The sequence below is a fragment of the Streptomyces sp. NPDC090077 genome, from assembly GCF_044747545.1.
Lineage (GTDB): Bacteria > Actinomycetota > Actinomycetes > Streptomycetales > Streptomycetaceae > Streptomyces.
Genome location: NZ_JBIVEG010000056.1, coordinates 1 through 20318, shown reverse-complemented (window position 1 = coordinate 20318; position 20318 = coordinate 1). Strand labels below are relative to the sequence as shown.

23 protein-coding genes are annotated in these 20318 nt (G+C 72.5%); 12 read left to right on the top strand and 11 right to left on the bottom strand.

Going from position 1 to position 20318, the window contains the following annotated elements:
- Positions 1–212 precede the first annotated feature (212 nt).
- The gene (locus tag ACIPW5_RS39255) at positions 213–548 is read left to right on the top strand and encodes an STAS domain-containing protein (RefSeq protein ID WP_401256121.1); all 336 of its coding nucleotides are present in this window, start codon (positions 213–215) and stop codon (positions 546–548) included.
- Here ACIPW5_RS39255 and ACIPW5_RS39250 read toward each other — a convergent pair.
- The 3 genes from ACIPW5_RS39250 to ACIPW5_RS39240 all read right to left on the bottom strand — a co-directional run bounded on the left by ACIPW5_RS39250 (position 432) and on the right by ACIPW5_RS39240 (position 3677).
- Positions 432–1445, bottom strand: coding sequence for a sigma-70 family RNA polymerase sigma factor (locus ACIPW5_RS39250; RefSeq protein WP_401256118.1), 1014 nt, complete (start codon positions 1443–1445; stop codon positions 432–434). The two genes, ACIPW5_RS39255 and ACIPW5_RS39250, sit on opposite strands and share 117 nt — an antisense overlap.
- A gap of 83 nt (positions 1446–1528) precedes the next feature.
- Entirely contained in the window at positions 1529–2179 is a 651-nt protein-coding gene (locus ACIPW5_RS39245; protein ID WP_401256126.1) for a L,D-transpeptidase family protein, read from the bottom strand.
- A 208-nt stretch (positions 2180–2387) separates the two neighbouring features.
- A complete protein-coding gene (locus ACIPW5_RS39240; protein ID WP_401256116.1) occupies positions 2388–3677 on the bottom strand; it encodes an MFS transporter in 1290 nt (429 codons plus the stop codon).
- A 98-nt stretch (positions 3678–3775) separates the two neighbouring features.
- Here ACIPW5_RS39240 and ACIPW5_RS39235 point away from each other — a divergent pair, with 98 nt between their 5' ends.
- Entirely contained in the window at positions 3776–4714 is a 939-nt protein-coding gene (locus tag ACIPW5_RS39235; protein WP_401256113.1) for a LysR family transcriptional regulator, read from the top strand.
- On the opposite strand, the gene ACIPW5_RS39230 is transcribed toward ACIPW5_RS39235, so the two are convergent.
- The 3 genes from ACIPW5_RS39230 to ACIPW5_RS39220 form a co-directional block, all read right to left on the bottom strand.
- Positions 4711–5772 carry a LuxR C-terminal-related transcriptional regulator gene (locus tag ACIPW5_RS39230; protein ID WP_401256110.1) on the bottom strand — a complete coding sequence of 354 codons (1062 nt, stop codon included), beginning with the start codon at positions 5770–5772 and terminating at the stop codon, positions 4711–4713. The two genes, ACIPW5_RS39235 and ACIPW5_RS39230, sit on opposite strands and share 4 nt — an antisense overlap.
- Positions 5773–5988: 216 nt before the next feature.
- The gene (locus ACIPW5_RS39225; protein ID WP_401256107.1) at positions 5989–6354 is read right to left on the bottom strand and encodes a cupin domain-containing protein; all 366 of its coding nucleotides are present in this window, start codon (positions 6352–6354) and stop codon (positions 5989–5991) included.
- Positions 6355–6430: 76 nt separating this feature from the next.
- The gene (locus ACIPW5_RS39220) at positions 6431–7150 is read right to left on the bottom strand and encodes an alpha/beta hydrolase (RefSeq protein WP_401256104.1); all 720 of its coding nucleotides are present in this window, start codon (positions 7148–7150) and stop codon (positions 6431–6433) included.
- Positions 7151–7263: 113 nt separating this feature from the next.
- Between ACIPW5_RS39220 and ACIPW5_RS39215 the strand changes: the two genes are divergently transcribed.
- From ACIPW5_RS39215 to ACIPW5_RS39205, 3 genes are all read left to right on the top strand, one after another.
- Positions 7264–8412 (top strand): adenosine deaminase, encoded by a 1149-nt coding sequence (locus ACIPW5_RS39215; RefSeq protein ID WP_401256102.1) that lies wholly within the window; start codon positions 7264–7266, stop codon positions 8410–8412.
- Between the two features lie 139 nt (positions 8413–8551).
- The gene (locus ACIPW5_RS39210) at positions 8552–8818 is read left to right on the top strand and encodes a hypothetical protein (RefSeq protein ID WP_401256100.1); all 267 of its coding nucleotides are present in this window, start codon (positions 8552–8554) and stop codon (positions 8816–8818) included.
- A gap of 129 nt (positions 8819–8947) precedes the next feature.
- Positions 8948–9715 (top strand): hypothetical protein, encoded by a 768-nt coding sequence (locus ACIPW5_RS39205; RefSeq protein ID WP_401256098.1) that lies wholly within the window; start codon positions 8948–8950, stop codon positions 9713–9715.
- Positions 9716–9801: 86 nt separating this feature from the next.
- On the opposite strand, the gene ACIPW5_RS39200 is transcribed toward ACIPW5_RS39205, so the two are convergent.
- The 3 genes from ACIPW5_RS39200 to ACIPW5_RS39190 form a co-directional block, all read right to left on the bottom strand.
- Positions 9802–10014 (bottom strand): PspC domain-containing protein, encoded by a 213-nt coding sequence (locus tag ACIPW5_RS39200; RefSeq protein ID WP_362470016.1) that lies wholly within the window; start codon positions 10012–10014, stop codon positions 9802–9804.
- A gap of 54 nt (positions 10015–10068) precedes the next feature.
- Positions 10069–10644, bottom strand: a complete 576-nt coding sequence (locus ACIPW5_RS39195) for a VanZ family protein (protein WP_401256095.1) — start codon at positions 10642–10644, stop codon at positions 10069–10071.
- A gap of 153 nt (positions 10645–10797) precedes the next feature.
- Positions 10798–11427 carry a PH domain-containing protein gene (locus tag ACIPW5_RS39190; RefSeq protein WP_401256093.1) on the bottom strand — a complete coding sequence of 210 codons (630 nt, stop codon included), beginning with the start codon at positions 11425–11427 and terminating at the stop codon, positions 10798–10800.
- Positions 11428–11564: 137 nt separating this feature from the next.
- Between ACIPW5_RS39190 and deoC the strand changes: the two genes are divergently transcribed.
- The 3 genes from deoC to ACIPW5_RS39175 are packed head-to-tail and all read left to right on the top strand — an operon-like array spanning position 11565 to position 14895.
- Positions 11565–12527, top strand: coding sequence for a deoxyribose-phosphate aldolase (gene deoC / locus ACIPW5_RS39185; RefSeq protein WP_401256123.1), 963 nt, complete (start codon positions 11565–11567; stop codon positions 12525–12527).
- Positions 12528–12532: 5 nt separating this feature from the next.
- Entirely contained in the window at positions 12533–13990 is a 1458-nt protein-coding gene (locus ACIPW5_RS39180) for an aldehyde dehydrogenase family protein (protein ID WP_401256090.1), read from the top strand.
- Entirely contained in the window at positions 13990–14895 is a 906-nt protein-coding gene (locus tag ACIPW5_RS39175) for an aldehyde dehydrogenase family protein (protein ID WP_401256088.1), read from the top strand. Before ACIPW5_RS39180 ends, ACIPW5_RS39175 begins: the two co-directional genes overlap by 1 nt.
- Before the next feature lie 228 nt (positions 14896–15123).
- Here ACIPW5_RS39175 and ACIPW5_RS39170 read toward each other — a convergent pair whose 3' ends face one another.
- Positions 15124–15498 (bottom strand): hypothetical protein, encoded by a 375-nt coding sequence (locus ACIPW5_RS39170; RefSeq protein WP_401256085.1) that lies wholly within the window; start codon positions 15496–15498, stop codon positions 15124–15126.
- Between the two features lie 143 nt (positions 15499–15641).
- Here ACIPW5_RS39170 and ACIPW5_RS39165 point away from each other — a divergent pair, with 143 nt between their 5' ends.
- Positions 15642–16274, top strand: coding sequence for a uridine kinase (locus ACIPW5_RS39165; protein WP_401256083.1), 633 nt, complete (start codon positions 15642–15644; stop codon positions 16272–16274).
- 141 nt (positions 16275–16415) lie between these two features.
- Here the strand turns inward: ACIPW5_RS39165 and ACIPW5_RS39160 are convergent, their stop codons facing one another.
- Entirely contained in the window at positions 16416–17120 is a 705-nt protein-coding gene (locus tag ACIPW5_RS39160) for a SigE family RNA polymerase sigma factor (protein ID WP_401256080.1), read from the bottom strand.
- A gap of 203 nt (positions 17121–17323) precedes the next feature.
- Here ACIPW5_RS39160 and afsQ1 point away from each other — a divergent pair, with 203 nt between their 5' ends.
- Genes afsQ1 through ACIPW5_RS39145 form a run of 3 tightly spaced genes read left to right on the top strand, consistent with a single transcriptional unit; the run spans position 17324 to position 20188 of the window.
- Complete coding sequence (afsQ1, locus tag ACIPW5_RS39155) at positions 17324–18001, top strand: two-component system response regulator AfsQ1 (protein WP_361712141.1); 678 nt, start codon at positions 17324–17326, stop codon at positions 17999–18001.
- Complete coding sequence (locus ACIPW5_RS39150; protein ID WP_401256077.1) at positions 17998–19488, top strand: sensor histidine kinase; 1491 nt, start codon at positions 17998–18000, stop codon at positions 19486–19488. The genes afsQ1 and ACIPW5_RS39150 overlap by 4 nt, the downstream gene beginning before the upstream one ends.
- The gene (locus ACIPW5_RS39145) at positions 19469–20188 is read left to right on the top strand and encodes a hypothetical protein (protein ID WP_401256075.1); all 720 of its coding nucleotides are present in this window, start codon (positions 19469–19471) and stop codon (positions 20186–20188) included. Before ACIPW5_RS39150 ends, ACIPW5_RS39145 begins: the two co-directional genes overlap by 20 nt.
- Positions 20189–20318 lie beyond the last annotated feature (130 nt).

The following is a 20318-nucleotide window of genomic DNA, read 5'->3' as shown; positions in this document are numbered from 1 at the left end:
CGGCGTTTAGGCGCGGGGGTCTGGGGGCGGAGCCCCCAGAAGGGGTCCGGGCGCAGCCCGGGGAACGGTGGAAGGGCGGGTAGGGGACCAGCCCCGCGCAGCGGCACCCCCGCGCCGCCCCACCGCACCGGCCCCGCGCAGACGCCCCGCCCCGCGCGGCAGCGCAACGGCCGCCACCGATGAATTCCGCGGCAGCGGCCGGTCATCCCCCCGTGGAGATCAGAACCCTGGCCCTGGAAGGGCCCCAGCCGGACGTCCCCGCCCTCTGCGCCCGCGTCCGCGACGCCTGCCGGGACGGCCCCCGCGGCATCGTCTGCGACACCAGGGGCGTCACGACGCCCACCCTCGCCACCGTCGACGCCCTCGCCCGCATGGCCCTCACGGCCCGCCGCCACGGCGCCCCCTTCACCGTGACCGGCGCAGCCCCCCGGCTACAGGCCCTGCTCCACCTCGTCGGCCTCGCCGGGGAGCTCCTCGGGCAGCCCGAAGAGCGGGAACCACCGGGCGGTGTCCAGGAAGGCGTTCAGCCCGACGATCCGCCCCTCTGACACCTCCAGCACCTGGAGCGCCCACGGCACGTGCCCGGGCAGGCCGTCCTCCCGCGGACGGTACTGCCCGAACGCCGGGAGCCCGTTCGCCGTGGTCGGCACCAGCCGGGAGCCCTTGCAGCCGATGCCCTGCTCCAGGTGCCACGCGGCGATGTCCGCGGGCCCCCGCAGCCACAGGTCGAACGGCGGCATCGACAGCACCGCGTCCTCGTGCAGCAGCTCGGTGAGCCGCGAGATGTCGTACGCCTCGAAGGCCGACAGGTACTGCTCCAGCAGCTTCGCCTGCTCCGCGTCCAGCGGGTCCTTCGGCTCGCTCGGCCGCAGCGCCTGCCCCGACAGCGTCGCCCGCGCCCGCTGGAGCGCGCTGTTCACCGACGCGACCGAGGTCTCCAGGAGCTGAGCGACCTCGTCCGCCTTCCAGGCCAGCACCTCCCGCAGGATCAGCACCGCCCGCTGCTTCGCCGGCAGGTGCTGGAGCGCCGCCACGAAGGCCAGCCGGACGGACTCCTTCGCCAGCGCCAGCTCCGCCGGGTCGGCGGTCTGCGGCAGCACCCGCCCGTCCGGCACCGGCTCCAGCCAGGTCACCTCGGGCCGCTCGTTCAGCACGGCCGAGGCCTGGTGCTGCGGCGCGGACAGGTCCATCGGCCGGGCCCGCTTGTTCCCCGCCTTCAGCAGGTCCAGGCAGACGTTGGTGGCGATCCGGTACAGCCACGACCGCAGCGAGGAACGCCCCTCGAACTTCTCGTGCGCCCGCCAGGCGCGGACGTACGTGTCCTGCACCGCGTCCTCGGCGTCGAAGGACGAGCCGAGCATCCGGTAGCAGTAGCCGGTCAGCTCGACGCGGTAGCGGTCCATCGCCGCGTCGAGTTCCGGTGACGAGGTAGCAAGGTCGCTCATGGCCGCCGTCCCCCAGGAGGTTGTCCGTCCCTTCGGAAACTACCCGAGGGGTCCGACAACGGCAGCCGGAGCGGGCGGCAACGTCAGGTTCCGGGCTTGCGCCCGTACACGAAGACGTCCTCGCCGTTGGTGAGCATGTTCCAGTACGCCTTCGCGTCGGTCGTCGTCATGTTCACGCAGCCGCCCGAACCCGGCGGGTTCCACATGCTCTTGGTGACCGAGTGGAAGGCGATGCCCCCGTCGAAGAACTGCGAGTAGGGCATGGAGACGTTGTAGATCGTCGACCAGTGGTTGATGGACCGGTAGTAGATCTTCTTCAGGCCGGTCCGCGTCGGCGTCTCCGCCTTGCCGGTGCGCACCGCCACCGGACCGTACTTCAGCGTCGCCCCGTCCTGGATCCAGCTGAGCTGCCGGGTCAGGTCGACGCACGCGATCCGCCCCAGATTGGTCGGGCACTTCCCCTCGGCGTTCGGGTTCTTGCCCGCCGCCCGCTGCGCCAGCATCGTGTTCATCGTCTGCCAGGTCAGCGGCCCGGCGTACCCCATGGTCGGGGTGATCCCGTGGGTGGCCTGGAAGGACTGGATCGCCGTGCAGTCGGCCGCCGACTGCACGCCGTCCACCGGCCGCCCCAGGAACTGCTCGACCTGCCGCTGATAGGGCCCGGTGGTCACGTTGCAGGCGGCGGCCTGGGCCGGCCCGCCCCCCACGACCACCAGCGGCGCTGCCAGCGCCATGGCCCCGCCGAACACCACCGCAGCCCGCTGCCGCGCGCGCACGCGTATCGCCGCCATCCGGTCCTCCCCTGCCTCGCCCGCACTGTGGGGGCGCCAATGGCTCCCAAGCTAGAGCGAGTTGCGCACGGCGCACAGACCTTGAACGGAGTTGGTCGCAGCGGGCCCGTTTCCGGGCCCGGAAACGGGCGTCAGTGGGCGTCAGCGGCCGTCAGCGGGCCGCCGCGGTGCGGGTGCCCGGGGCGAGCAGCCGACGCCGCTCGGCGCGGGCCGCGTGGGACCCGTACAGGGTGATCGAGACGACGCCCAGCACCGCCAGCAGCGCGATCCCGACCGTGGCCGCCCACCCCGAGGCGTGGTACGCCAGCGCGCCCAGGGTGCCGCCCGCGCTGGAGCCGAGGTAGTACGCGGACTGGTACAGCGCCGAGGCCTGCGCCCGGCCCGTCTTCGCCGTCCGGCTCACCGCCGCCGACGCCACCGCGTGCCCGGCGAAGAACCCGGCCGTGATCAGCACCAGCCCCGGCAGGATCAGCCACAGCGAGTCGGCGAGCGACAGCAGCAGACCCAGCGCGGTCGTGGTCACCGCCAGGTACAGCGCCCCGCGCCGGCCCGCCCGGGCCACCAGCTGCCCGGCCGCCGCCGAGGAGACCGTACCCACCAGGTACACGAGGAAGACCGACCCGACCACGCCCTGGCCGAGCGAGAACGGCGCCTCCACCAGCCGGTACCCGATGACCGTGTACACGGCCCCGAAGACGGTCATGAACAGCGCGCCGATCCCGTACAGCCGCAGCAGCAGCGGATCCCGCAGGTGACCGGCGACCGTACGGCCCACCGCGCGCGGGTTCAGCGACGCCGGACGGAAGAACCGCGCCCGGGGCAGCAGCACCAGGAAGGCCACCGCGCAGACCAGCGCCATCACGCCGACGGCCAGCAGCCCGCCGCGCCAGCCCCACAGCTGGGCACCCCAGCCCGTGACGATCCGGCCGCTCATGCCACCGATCGAGTTGCCCGCCACGAACAGCCCGATCGCCCCGACCAGCGCCTTCGGCCGGACCTCCTCCGCCAGGTACGCCATCGCCGAGGCGGGCACGCCCGCGATCGCGGCGCCCTGCACCGCGCGCAGCGCCACCAGCCACTCCAGGTTCGGCGCGAACGGCACCAGCAGGCCGATGCCGACCGCGACCACCATCGAGCAGGTCATCATCCGGGTCCGGCCGAACCGCTCGGACAGCGCGCTCAGCGGCAGGACGAACAGGGCGAGCGCACCGGTGGCCGCCGACACCGTCCAGCTGGCCTGGCCGGCGGTCACGCCGAAACCGGCGGAGACCGCGGGCAGCAGGGCCTGGGTGGAGTAGAGGAGGGCGAAGGTCGCCAGGCCCGCGGCGAAGAGCGCGAGGCTCATCCGGCGGTAGCCGGGGCGGCCGGGGGAGTGGGGTTCGGGGGACGACGGGGTGGAGGCACCCGTGGTGACGGGTGCCCCGGTATGAACGGGAGGCATACGTCGACCGTAGGCCCCCCTTTTTCATGCGTCCAATGCACAGAACCCGGATAATCAATCCACCCGTGCATCAGCCCTGCTCAGCCCCTCGGATATCAATGAACCGTTACGAAGAAGACATGGCTGTGACACAAGGCCTGGCCCCCCGCCTCGCCCAGTTCGTCGCCGTCGCCCGGCACGAGCACGTCACCCGCGCCGCACACGAGCTGGGCGTGCCCCAGTCCACCCTGTCCCGGGCGATGGTCCGCCTCGAACAGGACCTGGGCGTCTCGCTGTTCGCCCGCAAGGGCCGCACCGTCGCCCTCACCACCGCGGGCCGCACCTTCCTCGCCTCCGCCGAGGAGGCCCTCGCCGGGATCGCCCGCGCCGCCGGATCCGTCCAGCAGGACGCCGACCCGGCCTTCGGCAAGGTCGCGTTCGGCTTCCTGCACACCCTGGGCCCCGAGACCGTGCCCGGCCTGATCCGCGCCTTCCGCGCCGACCACCCCCGGGTCCGGTTCGCCCTCGTCCAGAACTACGGCGAGGCCATGCTGGAGAAGCTCCGCGCCGGGGAACTCGACCTCTGCCTGACCTCGCCGGTGCCCGACGCCCCCGACCTGGTCGCCCGCCGCCTCGACGAGCAGCGGCTGCGCCTGGTGGTCCCGGACGACCACCGCCTCGCGGGCCGCAAGCGCATCCGCCTCGCCGAGGCCGCGGAGGAAACCTTCGTCACCCTGGAGCCCGGCTACGGCCTGCGCCGGATCACCGACGACCTGTGCGCGGAGGCCGGGTTCACGCCCCGGGTCGCCTTCGAGGGCGAGGAGGCCGAGACCCTGCGCGGCCTGGTCGCCGCGGGCCTCGGGGTCGCCCTCCTGCCCCCGCCGCCGGTCGCCCGCCCGGGGGTGGTCGAGCTGACGGTGACGGCACCGCGTGCGGTCCGCGAGATCGGCGTCGCCTGGCTGGACGGCCACCCGGACACCCCGCCGGTGGCGGCGTTCAAACGCTTCCTCCTGTCCCGCCGCGGCCGCCTCCTCCCCGAACTGGAACCGCCGGCCTAGCCGCCGTCCTTCGGCGCCAGCGCCGCCGACAGCAAGTACCCCGCCTGGAAGCGGGACTTGGCCCCTACCGCCCGCATGATCTCGGCGATGTGGCGTTGGCAGGTGCGTTCGGACATGCCGAGGCGGCGGGCGATGACCTTGTCCTCCAGGCCGTCCGAGAGGAGGCGGACGATGGTCTGGCGGAGTTCGTCGGAGAGGGTTCTGGCCGCTTCGGGGCTGACGGAGGTGGGGAAGGGGCGGGCGCCGAGCCAGGAGCGTTCGAAGGCGGCGGTCATGAAGTGGACGACGTTGGGCTCGCGGACCACGAGGGCGGCTCCCTGGCGGTCGGGTACGGCCATGAGGCCGGTGTGCTCGTCGAAGATCAGCATGCGCATGAGGCCGTCGCCGAGGGTGCGCACCTGGGCGCCCAGGGCCGTGACCCGTTCGACGTAGGCCGCGGTGGGGCGGGAGTAGCGGGCGGTGTGCTGGTAGATGGTCCGCATCCGGACCCCGCGGGCCAGCAGGGACTCGTCCCGTCCGACCGCTTCCTCCAGGGACTCCTGGGGCCGGCCGCCGCCCGGCTGGGAGGTGAGCAGTTCGCGTTCGCAGCCCGCCGCCAGCTCGGTGATCAGGCCGCGCACCGCGCCGAGGTCGGTCACCAGCTCCAGCCGTCCCGACCCGCTCAGGTCCCGGTGCGCGGCCCCCGCCTCGTACGCGGGCACCAGTGCCTCCAGCCGCCCGCGCAGCCGGTCCATCTCGTCATGGGTCTCCCGGACGAGCAGCGCCATCGGGGCCAGCGCCCGGGCCGCCGCCGCGCGGGGCGCGACCGCGCACCACCGCTCGGGGCCGTCGCCGTCGGGCAGCCGCTGGAGCAGGTGCGCGGCGGCCAGCTCGGTCACCGCCGCCCCCGCGCGGGCCCCGAGTGCGGTGGTGGCCTCGGGGACGGTGAAGGCGTGCCGGTCGACGGCGTACGCGTACAGGCGCCGGGCCGTCGGGCTCAGGTCTTCCGGGTCACCGGGGTCGTCGGGGGTGTCGGGGACTTCGGGGTCTTCTGCATCGGCGTGGGCTGGGGCTGGCATATGCACATTCGTCCCTGCCTGTGCCCCTTCGTAAACCCCTCAGGTTCCCGCAAGGCGACAAGTCGACGCCTGGGCGACGGCCCCCGGCATATGACGAACCGGCACAGTGGACCCCACGACGCGCGGCCGCGCCGCCCGGGGCCATCCGACCGAGAGGGGACGGAACGGCCGGCCCCGGTGTGCCGGCGCGGCCCGTGGCGCAACCGTCGGGACGGGTCAGGCCGGCTTCGCGTAGCCGCCGAAGCCCGTCCAGTCCACCGCCACGCACGGCTCGTCGCCGAGCACCCACGCGTCGTGTCCCGGGGCGATGACCATGAGGTCTCCCGGGCCGTACTCGGCGCCCTCGCCGTCGTCCATCACGACCTGCATGCGGCCGCTGACCACGTACCCCGTGTGCGCGGACTGGCAGCTGTCCGTGCCCGCCAGCGGCTTGATGTGCTCCGACCACTTCCAGCCCGGCTCGAAGACCGCGCGCCCGACCGCCCCGCCGTCCGTCTGGATCAGGTCCAGCCTGCCCTTGCCGTCGGCGAACGGCCGTGTCTCGTCCGCGCTGTCGAAGTTCCTGCGCACCATCCCGGCCATGGCGGACCGCCTCCAGGAGAGCACCCCGAGCCGACCCCGAGTCCACTCCTCACGATACGTCCGCCCGCGCGTCCGCTCAGCCCCGCAGCGACCGCCCGAAACCCGAGGCCAGCGGCATCCTCAGGCCCAGCGGAGGAGGCGCCGCCAGCGCGTCCACGACCGGCCGCGACCACCGGCCCGAGTGCATCGCGCCGCGTACGAAGTCCACCGCCAGCGCCACCACTTCCGAGCGGTGCTCCCGCAGCCCGTGGCCGTCCGAGTGCACCTCGAACCGGCACGTGGAACGATTCGCCTTCTTCGCCCGCTCCGCCAGCCGGAAGGAGGACTCCGGGTCGCTCCGCGCGTCGTTCGTGCCGTGCACGATCAGCACCTGCCGCCCGGCGAGCTGCTTCACCGGTTCAGGGGAGCCCGCGTCGACGCCCTCCGTTAAGCAAGGGGCCAGCGCCACCACCGAGTTGACGGCCCCGTGCCCCGCGGCGAGCAGTGCCGCCCGGCCGCCCGCCCCGAAGCCGGCCAGGCACACGGGGACGTCCCCGTACAGCCGCACCGCCTCGTCCGCCGCCCACGCGGCGTCCTCCTCCCGGGGCCCGGCCCCGTGCACCACCGGGTGCGCCACCAGCCCCTGCGCCCCGCCCGACCGGGCCAGTGCCCGCGCGAGCGGACGTACCGGACCGGGGGCGAATCTGGACGCCCCGGGAAGCAGGAGGACCACACCACTGACCGTCGAGACCGAGCCGTTCGCGCCGGCCGCCCGCCCCAGGCGGGCCCCGCGCGCCGGCGGCGCATGCTGTGCCATGGCGGAACAGTCTCAGACTGACAGGTGTACGCCACCCGTCCGTACGGTCTCTGTTACATATCGACCCCGGCTGCCGACGCGCTGCTCTACGCGCGTAGGAGTAGAGTGCCGGGATGACGAGCGAGACCCCCAACCTGCCCACCCCGGACCAGATCCGCCGCTCCCCGAAGGTGCTGCTGCACGACCACCTCGACGGTGGTCTGCGCCCTGGGACCATCATCGAGCTGGCGGCCGAGGTCGGCTACGACAAGCTGCCCGAGACCGACGCCGACAAGCTGGGCGTCTGGTTCCGCGACGCCGCCGACTCCGGCTCCCTCCCGCGCTACCTGGAGACGTTCGCGCACACCTGCGCCGTCATGCAGACGAAGGAGGCCCTCTTCCGGGTCGCCGCCGAGTGCGCCGAGGACCTGGCCGAGGACGGCGTCGTGTACGCCGAGATCCGCTACGCCCCCGAGCAGCACCTCGAAGCCGGCCTGACCCTCGAAGAGGTCGTCGAGGCCGTGAACGACGGCTTCCGCGAGGGCGAGCGCCGCGCCAAGGCCAACGGCCACCGCATCCGCGTCGGCGCCCTGCTGACCGCCATGCGCCACGCCGCCCGCGCGCTGGAGATCGCCGAGCTGGCCAACCGCTACCGCGACAACGGCGTGGTCGGCTTCGACATCGCCGGCGCCGAGGCAGGGTTCCCTCCCACCCGCCACCTCGACGCCTTCGAGTACCTCAAGCGCGAGAACAACCACTTCACCATCCACGCGGGCGAGGCCTTCGGCCTCCCGTCCATCTGGCAGGCCCTGCAGTGGTGCGGCGCCGACCGCCTGGGCCACGGCGTGAAGATCATCGACGACATCGAGGTCGCCGAGGACGGCTCGGTCACGCTGGGCCGCCTGGCCTCGTACGTCCGGGACAAGCGCATCCCCCTGGAGATGTGCCCCACCTCCAACCTGCAGACCGCCGCGGCCGCCTCGTACGCCGAGCACCCGATCGGCCTGCTGCGCAAGCTGCACTTCCGGCTGACGGTCAACACCGACAACCGCCTGATGAGCGGCACCAGCATGAGCCGCGAGTTCGAGCACCTGGTCGACACCTTCGGCTACTCGCTCGACGACATGCAGTGGTTCACCGTCAATGCGATGAAGTCCGCGTTCATTCCTTTCGATGAACGACTCGCGATGATCAACGACGTGATCAAGCCGGGTTATGCGGAGCTGAAGTCCGAATGGCTGTTCCGGCAGACCGCCTCCACCAGCGGAACTGTCTCGGCCTAGGCCGCGGACTGACCCACGGAAAGCGTCCGGGAGATTCAACTCCCGGACGCTTTCTCGTATTTACGGATGTTTGCGGGAGGGGGTTTGAAGTGGCTAGTTTGCGGAGCCGCTCAGTTCCCCGTCGCAAGGACGATCTTTCATGAAGCAGTCTGCTGCCAAGTCCCTCGGTGTCGCTGTGATCGGTGCCGCTCTCGCCGCGGGTGCCGCCGGCACCGCCTCCGCCTCGGCGCTCCCCGCCGCCAGCCTGACGGACACCCTCGGCTCCCTGACCAGCGCGACCAGCTCCCTCACCGACCAGACGGGCAAGGCCGAGCAGGGGAGCGAGGCCACCGACGCCGCCGCCCCCGTCGGCCAGCTGCTCGGCGGCCTGGCCCCCGTGGCCGGCCCGCTCGGCGCCCTCGGCTGACCCGAGCCCCGGGAAATCGCACGCACGCGCCCGCGGTGCACACCCCTTCGAGGAGGTGTGCGCCGCGTCGCGCGGTGTGCCACGATCGCCCCCAACTTGCCGCCGACACATGGGGTATGAGGTTCGGTCATGCGCATCACGGCACGATTCACGGCACCCGCGACGAGGCTCGCGCTGCTCCCCGTACTGCTCCTCGGAGCGGCCGCGTGCAGCAGCGGTACGGACGCCCCCGCGTCCGGCAGGACACCGGACCCCAAGGGCTCCGCGGCCGTCCGCCCCTCGGGCGCGCCCGGCCCCGCGGCGGCCCCCGCCGCGCCGAAGGCCAAGGACGCGAGCCTGGAGCGGGCGGCGCTCGTCCAGGGCGACGTGGCCGGCTACCAGATCTCCGCGCAGGGCAAGAACCCGAACGCCCCCGACGGACAGCCGCAGGCCGACAAGAAGGCCTGCCAGCCGCTCGCGGACGTCATGGGCGACAAGCCCGACCCGGCCGCCCACGAGACGGTCAACCGCGGCATCGGCTCGCAGAAGCAGATGGGACTCGCGGTCTCCGCCTCCGTCAGCTCCTACGGGGAGGCCGAGGCCAAGCGGGTCGTCGCCCGGCTGCGCGAGGCCGTCGCGGCCTGCGGTACGGGCTTCACCGCCACCGTCGAGAAGCAGACCGGCCGCTACCGGGACGTGAAGGCCGTCCCGTACCGGACGGCGGGCGAGGAGACGGTCAGCTGGACCACGACCGCCACCGCCGAGGGCGTCTCGGCGCCGGTCCACCTGGTCGTCGTACGCCAGGGCGACCGGGTCGTGCGGCTGATGGCCCTGAACGTGGCCGCCGCGGACCAGAAGGCGCTGGTCCCGCAGGAGATCGCGGACAAGCAGCTGGAGAAGGTCAGGAAGGCGGGCTGAGTCCCGCCGGAGTCCCGCTCGGGCGCCCGAGGGATCTTCCACGGGTTCCCCGGCGCCTCCGGGGATCTCCGGAGATCTTCGGGGACCTACCAGGCGGTCTGCGCCGAGCCCGCGCCGGCCTTCTCGTTCGGGAGCAGCAGCCACAGCGCCAGGTAGATGAGGAACTGCGGGCCGGGCAGCAGGCACGAGGCCACGAAGATGATCCGCATCGTGCGGGTCTTGATGCCGAAACGCCGTGCGAGCCCGGCGCAGACGCCGCCGATCATCCGTCCGTCACGGGGGCGGGTAATCGCGCTCATTTCTCTTCTCCTTCGTAGAGGATCGCGCTCCGGGATCTTCCCTTCCGCGATGCCTCAATACTCGCGCGGTACCGCCGAAAGGACCTCGGTCCAGGGTCCGATGCCGACCCTGGTAATTCTCGGGGTGGGCCCCTGAGACGCGTGGGTGCGGCGCAGCCGGGCGCGCAGCACCGGTACGACGGCCAGGTGGACGATCACCACCCCGACGGTGTTCAGCAGCAGCGCGTCCACGTCCAGCACCCGTCCCGGCACCGCGGTCTGGAGCATCTCGATGCCGAGCGAGATCAGTACGGCCGCGGCCGCCGTCCGCACCAGCGAGGCCCAGGCCGCCAGCGGCCCCGGGGTCAGCCGCCCGCCGGCCAGCGGCAGCAGCACCCCCAGCGGGGCCAGCAGCGCCAGCCCCTCGCCGATCCGCCGCGCGGCCTCCAGCGGGCCGTACGCGAGGTCCGCCCTGATCCCCTCCAGCGGGGTCAGGTTCGCGGCCGCGGCCCAGGGGACGTCCAGGGGGCTCAGCGTCAGCCATCCGACGACCAGCAGGTGCGCGGCCAGCAGGGCCGCGCTCAGGAGCCGGGACCGGACCGGGAGCTTCGTGGCGGTGGCGGCGCTGCCGCTGGCCTCATGACGGTGCACACCTGCGAGGACGCACCCCCCGGCGGCACCGGTTCCGGCACCGGTGGCCGTTACGTACCGGTTACGGCAGCTCAACGGATGCACCGATCAGCGGACGTCCCGATCGGCGGACGTCCCGCTCAGCCGACGGGCCCGGCCGCCGGCCGGCCCCGGTCAGCCCGTGGCCAGCAGGACGGCCAGCAGTACCGCACCGGCCACGGCCGGCGCGATGATCTCGTACGCCCAGCGCACCCGGACCGAGCCCTGCGCGCCGGGCCGGGCCGCCCCGCGCTCGGCGAGCTCGCGCAGCTCGTCCACGACCTTGTCGGCGGCTGCCCGCGGCGGCTCGGCCGGCTCCGCCCCCTCGCCCTCGGCGGCCATGCCCTTGCCGCGCAGCGCGTTCCCGCGGCTGAACTGCCGGCCGGCCTTCTTGCGCTCGCGCAGCGACACCGGCACCGACCACAGCTGGTACTTCGCCCCCTCCGCCAGCACCTCGGCCGAGTACCCGGCGCGCACCGCGTCGACGGCGCCCCAGGGCAGCTCGATGATCCGGAAGGGGTTGCGGACCCGCATCCGGTCGTCGTTGGCGAAGACGGCCGGGCGGAGGGTGAACGCCACGATCAGCGGGACGGCGAGCAGCGCGACCGCGACGCCGGTCCAGCGCGCGCTCCCCCCGCCCCGTACGACGGCGTCCCCGCACAGCCACGCGACGAGCGCGAGCAGCAGCACCCCGGAGACGACGGCCATGGGGGAGCGGTAGACGCGGTCGGCGTAGACCGGCTCGTGGGGGGAGGGCGTAGTCATGCGGCCGATTGTGCCCCATGGCCTGCCGGGAGGTGCGGCCGAGCGGCCCCGGAAGCTCCGATGACGGATCTCACGCCCATATGTGCACCGAAGGGGGTGACAGGCGCTACGCGCGTAGATATGCTCATCTGGTGACCATGCCCACCACCCTCACCGCATTCGCTGACGTGACGACGTCCGACAGCGCGCTGCGCCGCTTCCTGCACGGGCTGCCCGGCGTAGACGCAGTCGGCCTGGAGGCCCGTGCGGCCTCGCTCGGCACCCGCTCGATCAAGACGACGGCCAAGGCGTACGCCATCGACCTGGCCATCTCGATGATCGACCTGACCACGCTTGAGGGTGCGGACACCCCGGGCAAGGTCCGGGCGCTCTCCGCCAAGGCCGTCAACCCCGACCCGACCGACCGCAGCACGCCCATGACCGCCGCGGTCTGCGTGTACCCCGACATGGTGGCCACCGCCAAGGCCGCGTTGAACGGAGCCGACGTCAAGGTCGCCTCCGTCGCCACCGCCTTCCCGGCCGGCCGCGCCGCCCTGCCGGTCAAGCTGGCCGACACCCGGGACGCCGTCGCCGCCGGCGCCGACGAGATCGACATGGTCATCGACCGTGGCGCCTTCCTCGCCGGCCGCTACCTGGAGACGTACGAGCTGATCAAGGCCGTGAAGGAGGCGTGCGTCCGCCCCGACGGGACCGCCGCCCGCCTCAAGGTCATCTTCGAGACCGGCGAGCTGTCGACGTACGACAACATCCGCCGCGCCTCCTGGATCGGCATGCTCGCGGGCGCCGACTTCATCAAGACCTCCACCGGCAAGGTCGGCGTCAACGCCACCCCCGCCAACACCCTGCTCATGCTCGAAGCCGTCCGCGACTTCAAGGCGCAGACTGGAATCCAGATCGGCGTGAAGCCGGCCGGCGGCATCCGCACGACCAAGGACGCGCTCAAGTTCCTGGTCCTGGTCAACGAGACCGTGGGCGAGGACTGGCTGACCAACGAGTGGTTCCGGTTCGGCGCCTCCAGCCTGCTGAACGACCTGCTCATGCAGCGCCAGAAGCTGAGCACCGGGCGTTACTCCGGTCCCGACTACGTGACGGTGGACTGATCACCATGGCATCCCTCTTCGAGTACGCACCGGCCCCCGAGTCCCGCTCGGTCGTCGACATCGCCCCCTCCTACGGGCTCTTCATCGACGGCGAGTTCACCGACGCCGCCGACGGCAAGGTCTTCAAGACCGTCAGCCCCTCCAGCGAGGAGGTGCTGTCCGAAGTCGCCCAGGCCGGCGCCGCCGACGTCGACCGCGCCGTCAAGGCCGCCCGCCGCGCCTTCGAGAAGTGGTCCGCGCTGCCCGGCTCCGAGCGCGCCAAGTACCTCTTCCGCATCGCCCGGATCATCCAGGAGCGCAGCCGCGAGCTCGCCGTCCTGGAGACCCTGGACAACGGCAAGCCGATCAAGGAGACCCGCGACGCGGACCTCCCCCTGGTCGCCGCCCACTTCTTCTACTACGCGGGCTGGGCCGACAAGCTCGACCACGCCGGCTACGGCGCCAACCCGCGCCCCCTCGGCGTGGCCGGCCAGGTCATCCCGTGGAACTTCCCGCTGCTGATGCTCGCGTGGAAGATCGCCCCGGCGCTCGCCACCGGCAACACCGTCGTCCTCAAGCCCGCGGAGACCACCCCCCTGTCGGCGCTGTTCTTCGCGGACATCTGCCGCCAGGCCGGCCTGCCCAAGGGCGTCGTCAACATCATCCCCGGCTACGGGGACGCGGGCGCCGCGCTCGTCGAGCACCCGGACGTCAACAAGGTCGCCTTCACCGGCTCCACCGCGGTCGGCAAGGCCATCGCCCGCCAGATCGCCGGCACCGACAAGAAGGTCACCCTGGAGCTGGGCGGCAAGGGCGCCAACATCGTCTTCGACGACGCCCCCATCGACCAGGCCGTCGAGGGCATCGTCAACGGCATCTTCTTCAACCAGGGCCAGGTCTGCTGCGCGGGCTCCCGCCTCCTGGTCCAGGAGTCGATCCACGACGAGCTCCTCGACTCCCTCAAGCGCCGCCTCTCCACGCTGCGCCTGGGCGACCCGCTCGACAAGAACACCGACATCGGCGCGATCAACTCCGCCGAGCAGCTCGCCCGGATCACGGCCCTGGCCGACACCGGCGAGGCCGAGGGCGCCGAGCGCTGGTCCCCGGCGTGCGAGCTGCCGTCCGCCGGCTACTGGTTCGCCCCGACGCTCTTCACGAACGTCACCCAGGCGCACACCGTGGCCCGCGACGAGATCTTCGGCCCGGTGCTGTCCGTGCTGACCTTCCGTACGCCCGACGAGGCCGTCGCCAAGGCCAACAACAGCCAGTACGGCCTGTCCGCCGGCATCTGGACGGAGAAGGGCTCCCGCATCCTCGCGGTCGCCAACAAGCTCCGCGCGGGTGTGGTGTGGGCCAACACGTTCAACAAGTTCGACCCGACCTCGCCCTTCGGCGGTTACAAGGAGTCGGGCTTCGGCCGCGAGGGCGGCCGCCACGGCCTGGAGGGCTACCTCGCCCCGTCGAACCCGAAGGGTGCGCGCTGATGAGTGCTGTTGAGTCTTCTGTGACCCGACTGAACGTCTTCAAGACCTACAAGCTGTACGTCGGGGGCAAGTTCCCCCGCTCCGAGAGCGGCCGGGTGTACGAGGTGAGCGACTCCAAGGGCAACTGGCTGGCCAACGCCCCGCTGTCCTCCCGCAAGGACGCCCGTGACGCGGTCGTCGCGGCCCGCAAGGCCTTCGGCGGCTGGGCCGGCGCCACCGCCTACAACCGCGGCCAGATCCTCTACCGCATCGCCGAGATGCTGGAGGGCCGCCGCGAGCAGTTCGTCCGCGAGGTCGGCGAGGCCGAGGGCCTGTCCAAGTCGAAGGCCGCCGCCGTCGTCGACGCGGCCATCGACCGCTGGGTCTGGTACGCGGGCTGGACCGACAAGATCGGCCAGATCGCCGGCGGGGCCAACCCCGTCGCGGGCCCGTTCTTCAACCTCTCCACCCCGGAGCCGACCGGCGTCGTCACCGTCGTCGCCCCGCAGCAGTCGTCCTTCCTGGGCCTCGTCTCGGTGATCGCCCCGGTCATCGCGACGGGCAACACGGCGGTCGTCATCGCCAGCGAGAAGGCCCCGCTCCCCGCCCTCTCCCTGGGCGAGGTGCTGGCCACCTCCGACCTGCCCGGCGGCGTGGTCAACATCCTCTCCGGCAAGGCCGCGGAGATGGGCCCGCACCTGGCCTCCCACCAGGACGTCAACGCCGTCGACCTGGCGGGCGCCGACGCGGCCCTCGCCAAGGAGCTGGAGATCGCCGCGGCGGACAACCTCAAGCGCGTCCTGCGTCCACAGCCTGTGGACGACTGGACCGCCGACCCCGGCACCCACCGGATGACGGCCTTCCTGGAGACCAAGACGGTCTGGCACCCCACCGGATCGCTCGGCTCGGGCGGCTCCTCCTACTAGGCCGTCTCTTCCGGATCTTGCCTGGCCCGCGCCGCCCGGCACCGCACCTCGCCGCGTTGGCGGAGCACCCGAGTACGTCCAGTACAAGGGCGCCCCGCCAACGCGCCGATGCACGGCACCGGACGACGCGGGCTTAACCGGCAAGATCCGAAAGAGACGACCCAGGACCGCCCGCGTGAGACCGGCCCTGGCGGCGACCCCCGTGCCGCCAGGGCCTTCACGCGTCCGCTACGCCTTCGGGAGCACCGGCCCCAGCAGCGAGGTGACCGCCGCCGTCGGCAGCTCCTTCACCGACGGCCCCTGCGTCAGGATCCCCGTCACCATCGTCGTGCCCACCGCCGGGAAGTCCGCGACCTTCGTCGCCACCCCGTTGTCCAGCGGGTCCACCCCGGTCTTGGCCAGCGGGTTCACCTTCAGGTCCCCGAGCGGGTTGGCGATCCCGGCCACCGCCGCGTTGAGATCGGTCTCGGCCGCCTGGAGGTTCGTCTGCGAGGCCTGGGCCCCGCCCGCCGCCATCGCCAGGGCCGCCCCGGCCATGGACAGGCTCAGGCCGGCGGCGCGGAGCCGGTGCGCGGAGGGTTCGGGGGCTGCGTGACGTGCCATGGATTCCCGCCTGTGGTCGTAGTCGCGTGCGCACACAGAGTAGTGGAGCCGGTATCCCGGATTCCAACCCGTCGTGTGAGACCGGTCGCAGGGCCTGTCCGCAGTGTGTTGATACGCCGGGTCATGCCTCACACTGGTCTCCCGTGAGCTGTTCATCTCCCCTTCCCACGCGCGTCGTGCTGCTGACCGGTCCCTCGGGCTCCGGCAAGTCCTCGCTCGCGGCCCGGTCGGGCCTCCCCGTACTGCGCCTGGACGACTTCTACAAAGAGGCGACGGACCCCACCCTCCCGCTCGTCGAAGGCAGCTCCGACATCGACTGGGACTCCCCGCTCTCCTGGGACGCGGACACCGCCGTCGCCGCCATCGCGGAACTCTGCGCCGCCGGCCGCACCGACGTCCCCGTCTACTCCATCGCCACGTCCTCCCGGACCGGCACGGAAACCCTCGACATCGACCGCACCCCGCTGTTCATCGCCGAGGGCATCTTCGCCGCCGACATCGCGGCCCGCTGCCAGGAACTGGGCCTGCTCGCCGACGCCATCTGCCTGCGCGGCCGCCCCTCCACCACCTTCCGCCGCCGCTTCCTGCGCGACCTGCGCGAAGGCCGGAAGTCCGTACCCTTCCTGCTGCGCCGCGGCTACCGCCTGATGCGCGCCGAACGCGGCATCGTCGCCCGGCACGTCCGCCTCGGCGCCCACGCCTGCGCCCGCGACGAAGCCCTCGGCCGGCTCGCCGCAGCCGCCGCCGGCCGCCACCGCACCCCCACCGCCATCTGATCTGACCCGGCAGAACGCCCCGGACACAGCGAAAAGGCGGGATCACGCGGACCCCCGGCCGCTTGATCCCGCCTCTTCTCCCCCTGCGGCCCCCGTCCCACCCCCGTAGGACGGGCCCCCCGGCCCCATGGTCTTTCCCGGTTACGCGACGAGCTCCCCGAAGGACTCCGACTCGTCACGCCCGAAGCTCAGCACCTCGTCCTCCCGCAGCCGGCGCAGCGAGCGCCAGATGCTCGACTTCACGGTGCCCACGCTGATGCCCAGGATCTCCGCGATCTCCGGGTCCGTACGGCCCTCGTAGTAGCGCAGCACCAGCATCGTGCGCTGCGGCTCCGGAATCCGGGCCAGCGCCTGCCACAGCACCGCGCGCAGCTCCGTACCGCGCATCGCGTCCGTGTCCGACGCCGTCTCCGGCAGCTCCTCGGTCGGGTACTCGTTCAGCTTCCGCCGACGCCAGGCACTGATGTGCAGGTTCGTCATCGTCCGCCGCAGGTACCCGCCCACCGCGGCCTTGTCACTGATCCGGTCCCAGGCGCGGTACGTGGAGAACAGCGCGCTCTGCAGCAGGTCCTCCGCCTCGTGCCGGTCACCGGTGAGGTGGAAGGCCGTCGCGTACAGCGCCGCCCGCCGCTCCTGGACGTAGGCGGTGAACTCCGCCTCCGACGTGGAAGAAGGAGAAGAAGCGGTGCGCTGCGCGGGAACCGCCTCGTACTGCTTCGCGTCAATGGCTGTGACGTGTGCCGGCCGCTGACGGGCGACCGTCACCGTACGGACACCCGCCCGGCGGTTCACATCGTGCAGCCGCGTGACAACCGCGCTGGTCGTGGTGCTGTGCAGCGTGTTCATCTCGCGCCCCCCGTCGTGGAGTCTGCTTCGGTCCGTCGTGTCGATGAGAAAAGACTGCCCGCCGGGTATAACCAGGGTGTCCGCCGACTGTCACAGGCCTGTCACAGCCACCGGTGCGCCAGACCGTGGCGCGATTGCGCCCCCCGCGATTACCTGCGCCGGGACGGTCGAAGTGCGGACGGCCGATGGGACAGAATGAGCCCGTGCCTTTCCTGTTGCTGATCGAGGACGACGACGCCATCCGCACGGCCCTCGAACTCTCCCTGTCACGCCAGGGCCACCGAGTGGCCACCGCGGCGACGGGCGAGGACGGCCTGAAACTGCTGCGCGAGCAGCGGCCGGACCTGATCGTGCTCGACGTCATGCTGCCCGGGATCGACGGCTTCGAGGTGTGCCGGCGGATCCGCCGCACCGACCAGCTGCCGATCATCCTGCTCACCGCGCGCAGCGACGACATCGATGTCGTCGTCGGCCTGGAGTCCGGAGCCGACGACTACGTCGTCAAGCCCGTCCAGGGGCGCGTCCTCGACGCGCGCATCCGCGCCGTGCTCCGCCGCGGCGAACGCGAGGCGAGCGACTCCGCCACCTTCGGGTCCCTGGTCATCGACCGGGCCGCCATGACCGTGACGAAGAACGGCGAGGACCTCCAGCTCACCCCGACCGAGCTGCGGCTCCTGCTGGAACTCAGCCGCCGGCCCGGCCAGGCGCTGTCCCGCCAGCAACTGCTGCGCCTGGTCTGGGAACACGACTACCTCGGCGACTCGCGCCTCGTCGACGCCTGCGTACAGCGGCTGCGCGCCAAGGTCGAGGAGGTCCCCTCCTCGCCCACGCTCATCCGTACCGTCCGGGGCGTCGGCTACCGGCTGGACTCCCCGCAGTGACCAAGGCCCTCTTCACGGGCCGGCGCTGGACCAGCCTGCGGCTCCGCCTGCTCGTGGTGTTCGCGCTGGTCGCGCTGGTGGCCGCGGTCTCCGCGTCCGGCATCGCGTACTGGCTCAACCGCGAAGCCGTGCTCACCCGCACCCAGGACGCCGCCCTCGGAGACTTCCGCCAGGAGATGCAGCTCCGGGCCGCGGCGCTCCCCGCCGACCCGACGCCCGAGGAGATACAGCGCACCGCCGAGCTGATGGCCGGCAGCAGCCCCGGGTACAGCGTGCTGCTCGTCCACGAACGCAAGGACGGCCGCAAGGTCATCGGCGCGTCGGGCGCGGTCCCCTTCGGGCTGAACGACGTACCCAAGTCGCTCCAGTACGCCGTCAACGACCGGCAGAAGACCACCGCCGCCAACGACGCCGAGTACCACATGTACTGGCAGCGGACGAAGCCGCAGGGCAACCCGTACCTCGTCGGCGGCACCCGCATCGTCGGCGGCGGACCCACCGGCTACATGTACAAGTCGCTCGCCACCGAACGGGACGACCTCAACGCCCTCGGCTGGTCCCTGACCATCGCCACCGGCCTGGCCCTCCTCGGCTCCGCGCTGCTCGCCCAGGGCGCCGCCCGGACCGTCCTCAAGCCCGTACAGCGCCTCGGCGACGCGGCCCGGCGGCTCGGCGAGGGCGAACTCGACCACCGCCTCGACGTCTCCGGCACCGACGAACTCGCCGACCTGTCCCGGACCTTCAACCGCACGGCGGAGGCGCTGGAGAAGAAGGTCGCCGACATGAGCGCCCGCGAGGAGGCCAGCCGGCGCTTCGTGGCCGACATGAGCCACGAGCTGCGCACCCCCCTGACGGCACTGACGGCGGTCGCCGAGGTGCTGGAGGAGGAGGTCGAGTACCTCGACCCGATGATCGCCCCCGCGGTCGGCCTCGTCGTCAGCGAGACGCGCCGGCTGAACGACCTGGTGGAGAACCTGATGGAGGTCACCCGCTTCGACGCGGGAACGGCCCGGCTGGTCCTCGACGACGTCAACGTCGCCGACCAGGTCACCGCCTGCATCGACGCCCGTGCCTGGCTCGACGCCGTCGAACTCGACGCCGGCCGCGGCATCGTGGCGCGCCTCGACCCGCGCCGCCTGGACGTCATCCTGGCCAACCTCATCGGCAACGCGCTCAAGCACGGCGGATCGCCGGTGCGGGTGTCGGTCTGCGTCGAGGGGGAGTGGCTGGTCATCGCGGTCAAGGACAACGGGCCGGGCATCCCCGAGGAAGTGCTGCCGCACGTCTTCGACCGCTTCTACAAGGCGAGCGCGTCCCGTCCCAAGTCGGACGGCAGCGGGCTCGGCCTGTCGATCGCGATGGAGAACGCCCACATCCACGGCGGCGACATCACCGCCGCGAACGGGCCGGAAGGCGGAGCCGTGTTCACACTGCGGCTCCCGATGGACGTGGGGGCGGTGATCGCCGGTGGCGGCGTGGAGGCGTAGGGCTGCGGCGCTGGCGGCGGGCGCCGCCCTGCTGACCGGGTGCGGGATCCGGGCCACGACCGTCCCGGTCGACGTGGGCGCGGCCCCGTCCAGGGTCTCCTGCGAGACCGCCGGGCAGCCGGCCGGCCAGAGCGAGGTCCAGGGCTTCCGGGCCACGGTGGAGCTGGTGTGCGGATCGCAGCTGGTCGGCGTGGAACGCGTCGTCCCGATCCCCGAGAAGCGCGCCTCGCGGGAGCCGGACGTGCTGATCGCGCAGGCGCTGCTGGAGGAACTGGAACGCAGCCTGTCGGCGGAGGAACGCGACGGCGGCTTCACCACCAGCGTCCCCGACCAGCTGGCGGCCTCCCCGGCCCGCCCCGGCGACCCGAAGGGAACGCTGCGGCTGAGCCGCAAGCCGGAGGACCTGCAGCCGGTGGCGCTGGCGCAGATCGTCTGCACCCTGTCGGCGAGCGAGGCCGTCTCGGCCGGCCCGGGCCCGGTGATCCTGGGCGGCCCGAACGCCGACCCGCCGCGGGCCTGGGAGTGCACGGACGCGGTCCGCTCGAGGCCGGAGTCGGTCCCGACCCTGGGCGACCTGGCCAGCCCGTCGCCGGGGGCGGGGGTTGGGGCGTCGGCGGGGGCGTCGGCCAGCGCCTCGCCCAGTACGTCGCCCAGCGCGCCGGTGAGCCCGTCGGCGAGCCCGTCGCCTTCGGCGTCGTAGGGGGCGGTGCGGGCTCGCCACCTCCCGCGCGAGGGGGTGGGTGGGCGGGATCCCCTCGGGCGGTCTCAGGGAGGGTTGGGGGGGTTGGGGGCGGGCAGAGGAGCGACCGGGGGTAGACGGCGCAACACGG

What these genes read in the sequence shown, in the direction of transcription:
- ACIPW5_RS39230 (WP_401256110.1), bottom strand. Translation starts at nt 5,772, where the DNA reads ATGCCAGCCCCAGCCCACGCCGATGCAGAAGACCCCGAAGTCCCCGAC.
- ACIPW5_RS39245 (WP_401256126.1), bottom strand. Translation starts at nt 2,179, where the DNA reads ATGGCGCTGGCAGCGCCGCTGGTGGTCGTGGGGGGCGGGCCGGCCCAG.
- ACIPW5_RS39175 (WP_401256088.1), top strand. Translation starts at nt 13,990, where the DNA reads ATGAGTGCTGTTGAGTCTTCTGTGACCCGACTGAACGTCTTCAAGACC.
- ACIPW5_RS39215 (WP_401256102.1), top strand. Translation starts at nt 7,264, where the DNA reads ATGACGAGCGAGACCCCCAACCTGCCCACCCCGGACCAGATCCGCCGC.
- ACIPW5_RS39250 (WP_401256118.1), bottom strand. Translation starts at nt 1,445, where the DNA reads ATGAGCGACCTTGCTACCTCGTCACCGGAACTCGACGCGGCGATGGAC.
- ACIPW5_RS39160 (WP_401256080.1), bottom strand. Translation starts at nt 17,120, where the DNA reads ATGAACACGCTGCACAGCACCACGACCAGCGCGGTTGTCACGCGGCTG.
- ACIPW5_RS39190 (WP_401256093.1), bottom strand. Translation starts at nt 11,427, where the DNA reads ATGACTACGCCCTCCCCCCACGAGCCGGTCTACGCCGACCGCGTCTAC.
- deoC (WP_401256123.1), top strand. Translation starts at nt 11,565, where the DNA reads ATGCCCACCACCCTCACCGCATTCGCTGACGTGACGACGTCCGACAGC.
- ACIPW5_RS39235 (WP_401256113.1), top strand. Translation starts at nt 3,776, where the DNA reads ATGAACCGTTACGAAGAAGACATGGCTGTGACACAAGGCCTGGCCCCC.
- ACIPW5_RS39210 (WP_401256100.1), top strand. Translation starts at nt 8,552, where the DNA reads ATGAAGCAGTCTGCTGCCAAGTCCCTCGGTGTCGCTGTGATCGGTGCC.
- ACIPW5_RS39240 (WP_401256116.1), bottom strand. Translation starts at nt 3,677, where the DNA reads ATGCCTCCCGTTCATACCGGGGCACCCGTCACCACGGGTGCCTCCACC.
- ACIPW5_RS39200 (WP_362470016.1), bottom strand. Translation starts at nt 10,014, where the DNA reads ATGAGCGCGATTACCCGCCCCCGTGACGGACGGATGATCGGCGGCGTC.
- ACIPW5_RS39180 (WP_401256090.1), top strand. Translation starts at nt 12,533, where the DNA reads ATGGCATCCCTCTTCGAGTACGCACCGGCCCCCGAGTCCCGCTCGGTC.
- ACIPW5_RS39170 (WP_401256085.1), bottom strand. Translation starts at nt 15,498, where the DNA reads ATGGCACGTCACGCAGCCCCCGAACCCTCCGCGCACCGGCTCCGCGCC.
- ACIPW5_RS39225 (WP_401256107.1), bottom strand. Translation starts at nt 6,354, where the DNA reads ATGGCCGGGATGGTGCGCAGGAACTTCGACAGCGCGGACGAGACACGG.
- ACIPW5_RS39220 (WP_401256104.1), bottom strand. Translation starts at nt 7,150, where the DNA reads ATGGCACAGCATGCGCCGCCGGCGCGCGGGGCCCGCCTGGGGCGGGCG.
- ACIPW5_RS39205 (WP_401256098.1), top strand. Translation starts at nt 8,948, where the DNA reads ATGCGCATCACGGCACGATTCACGGCACCCGCGACGAGGCTCGCGCTG.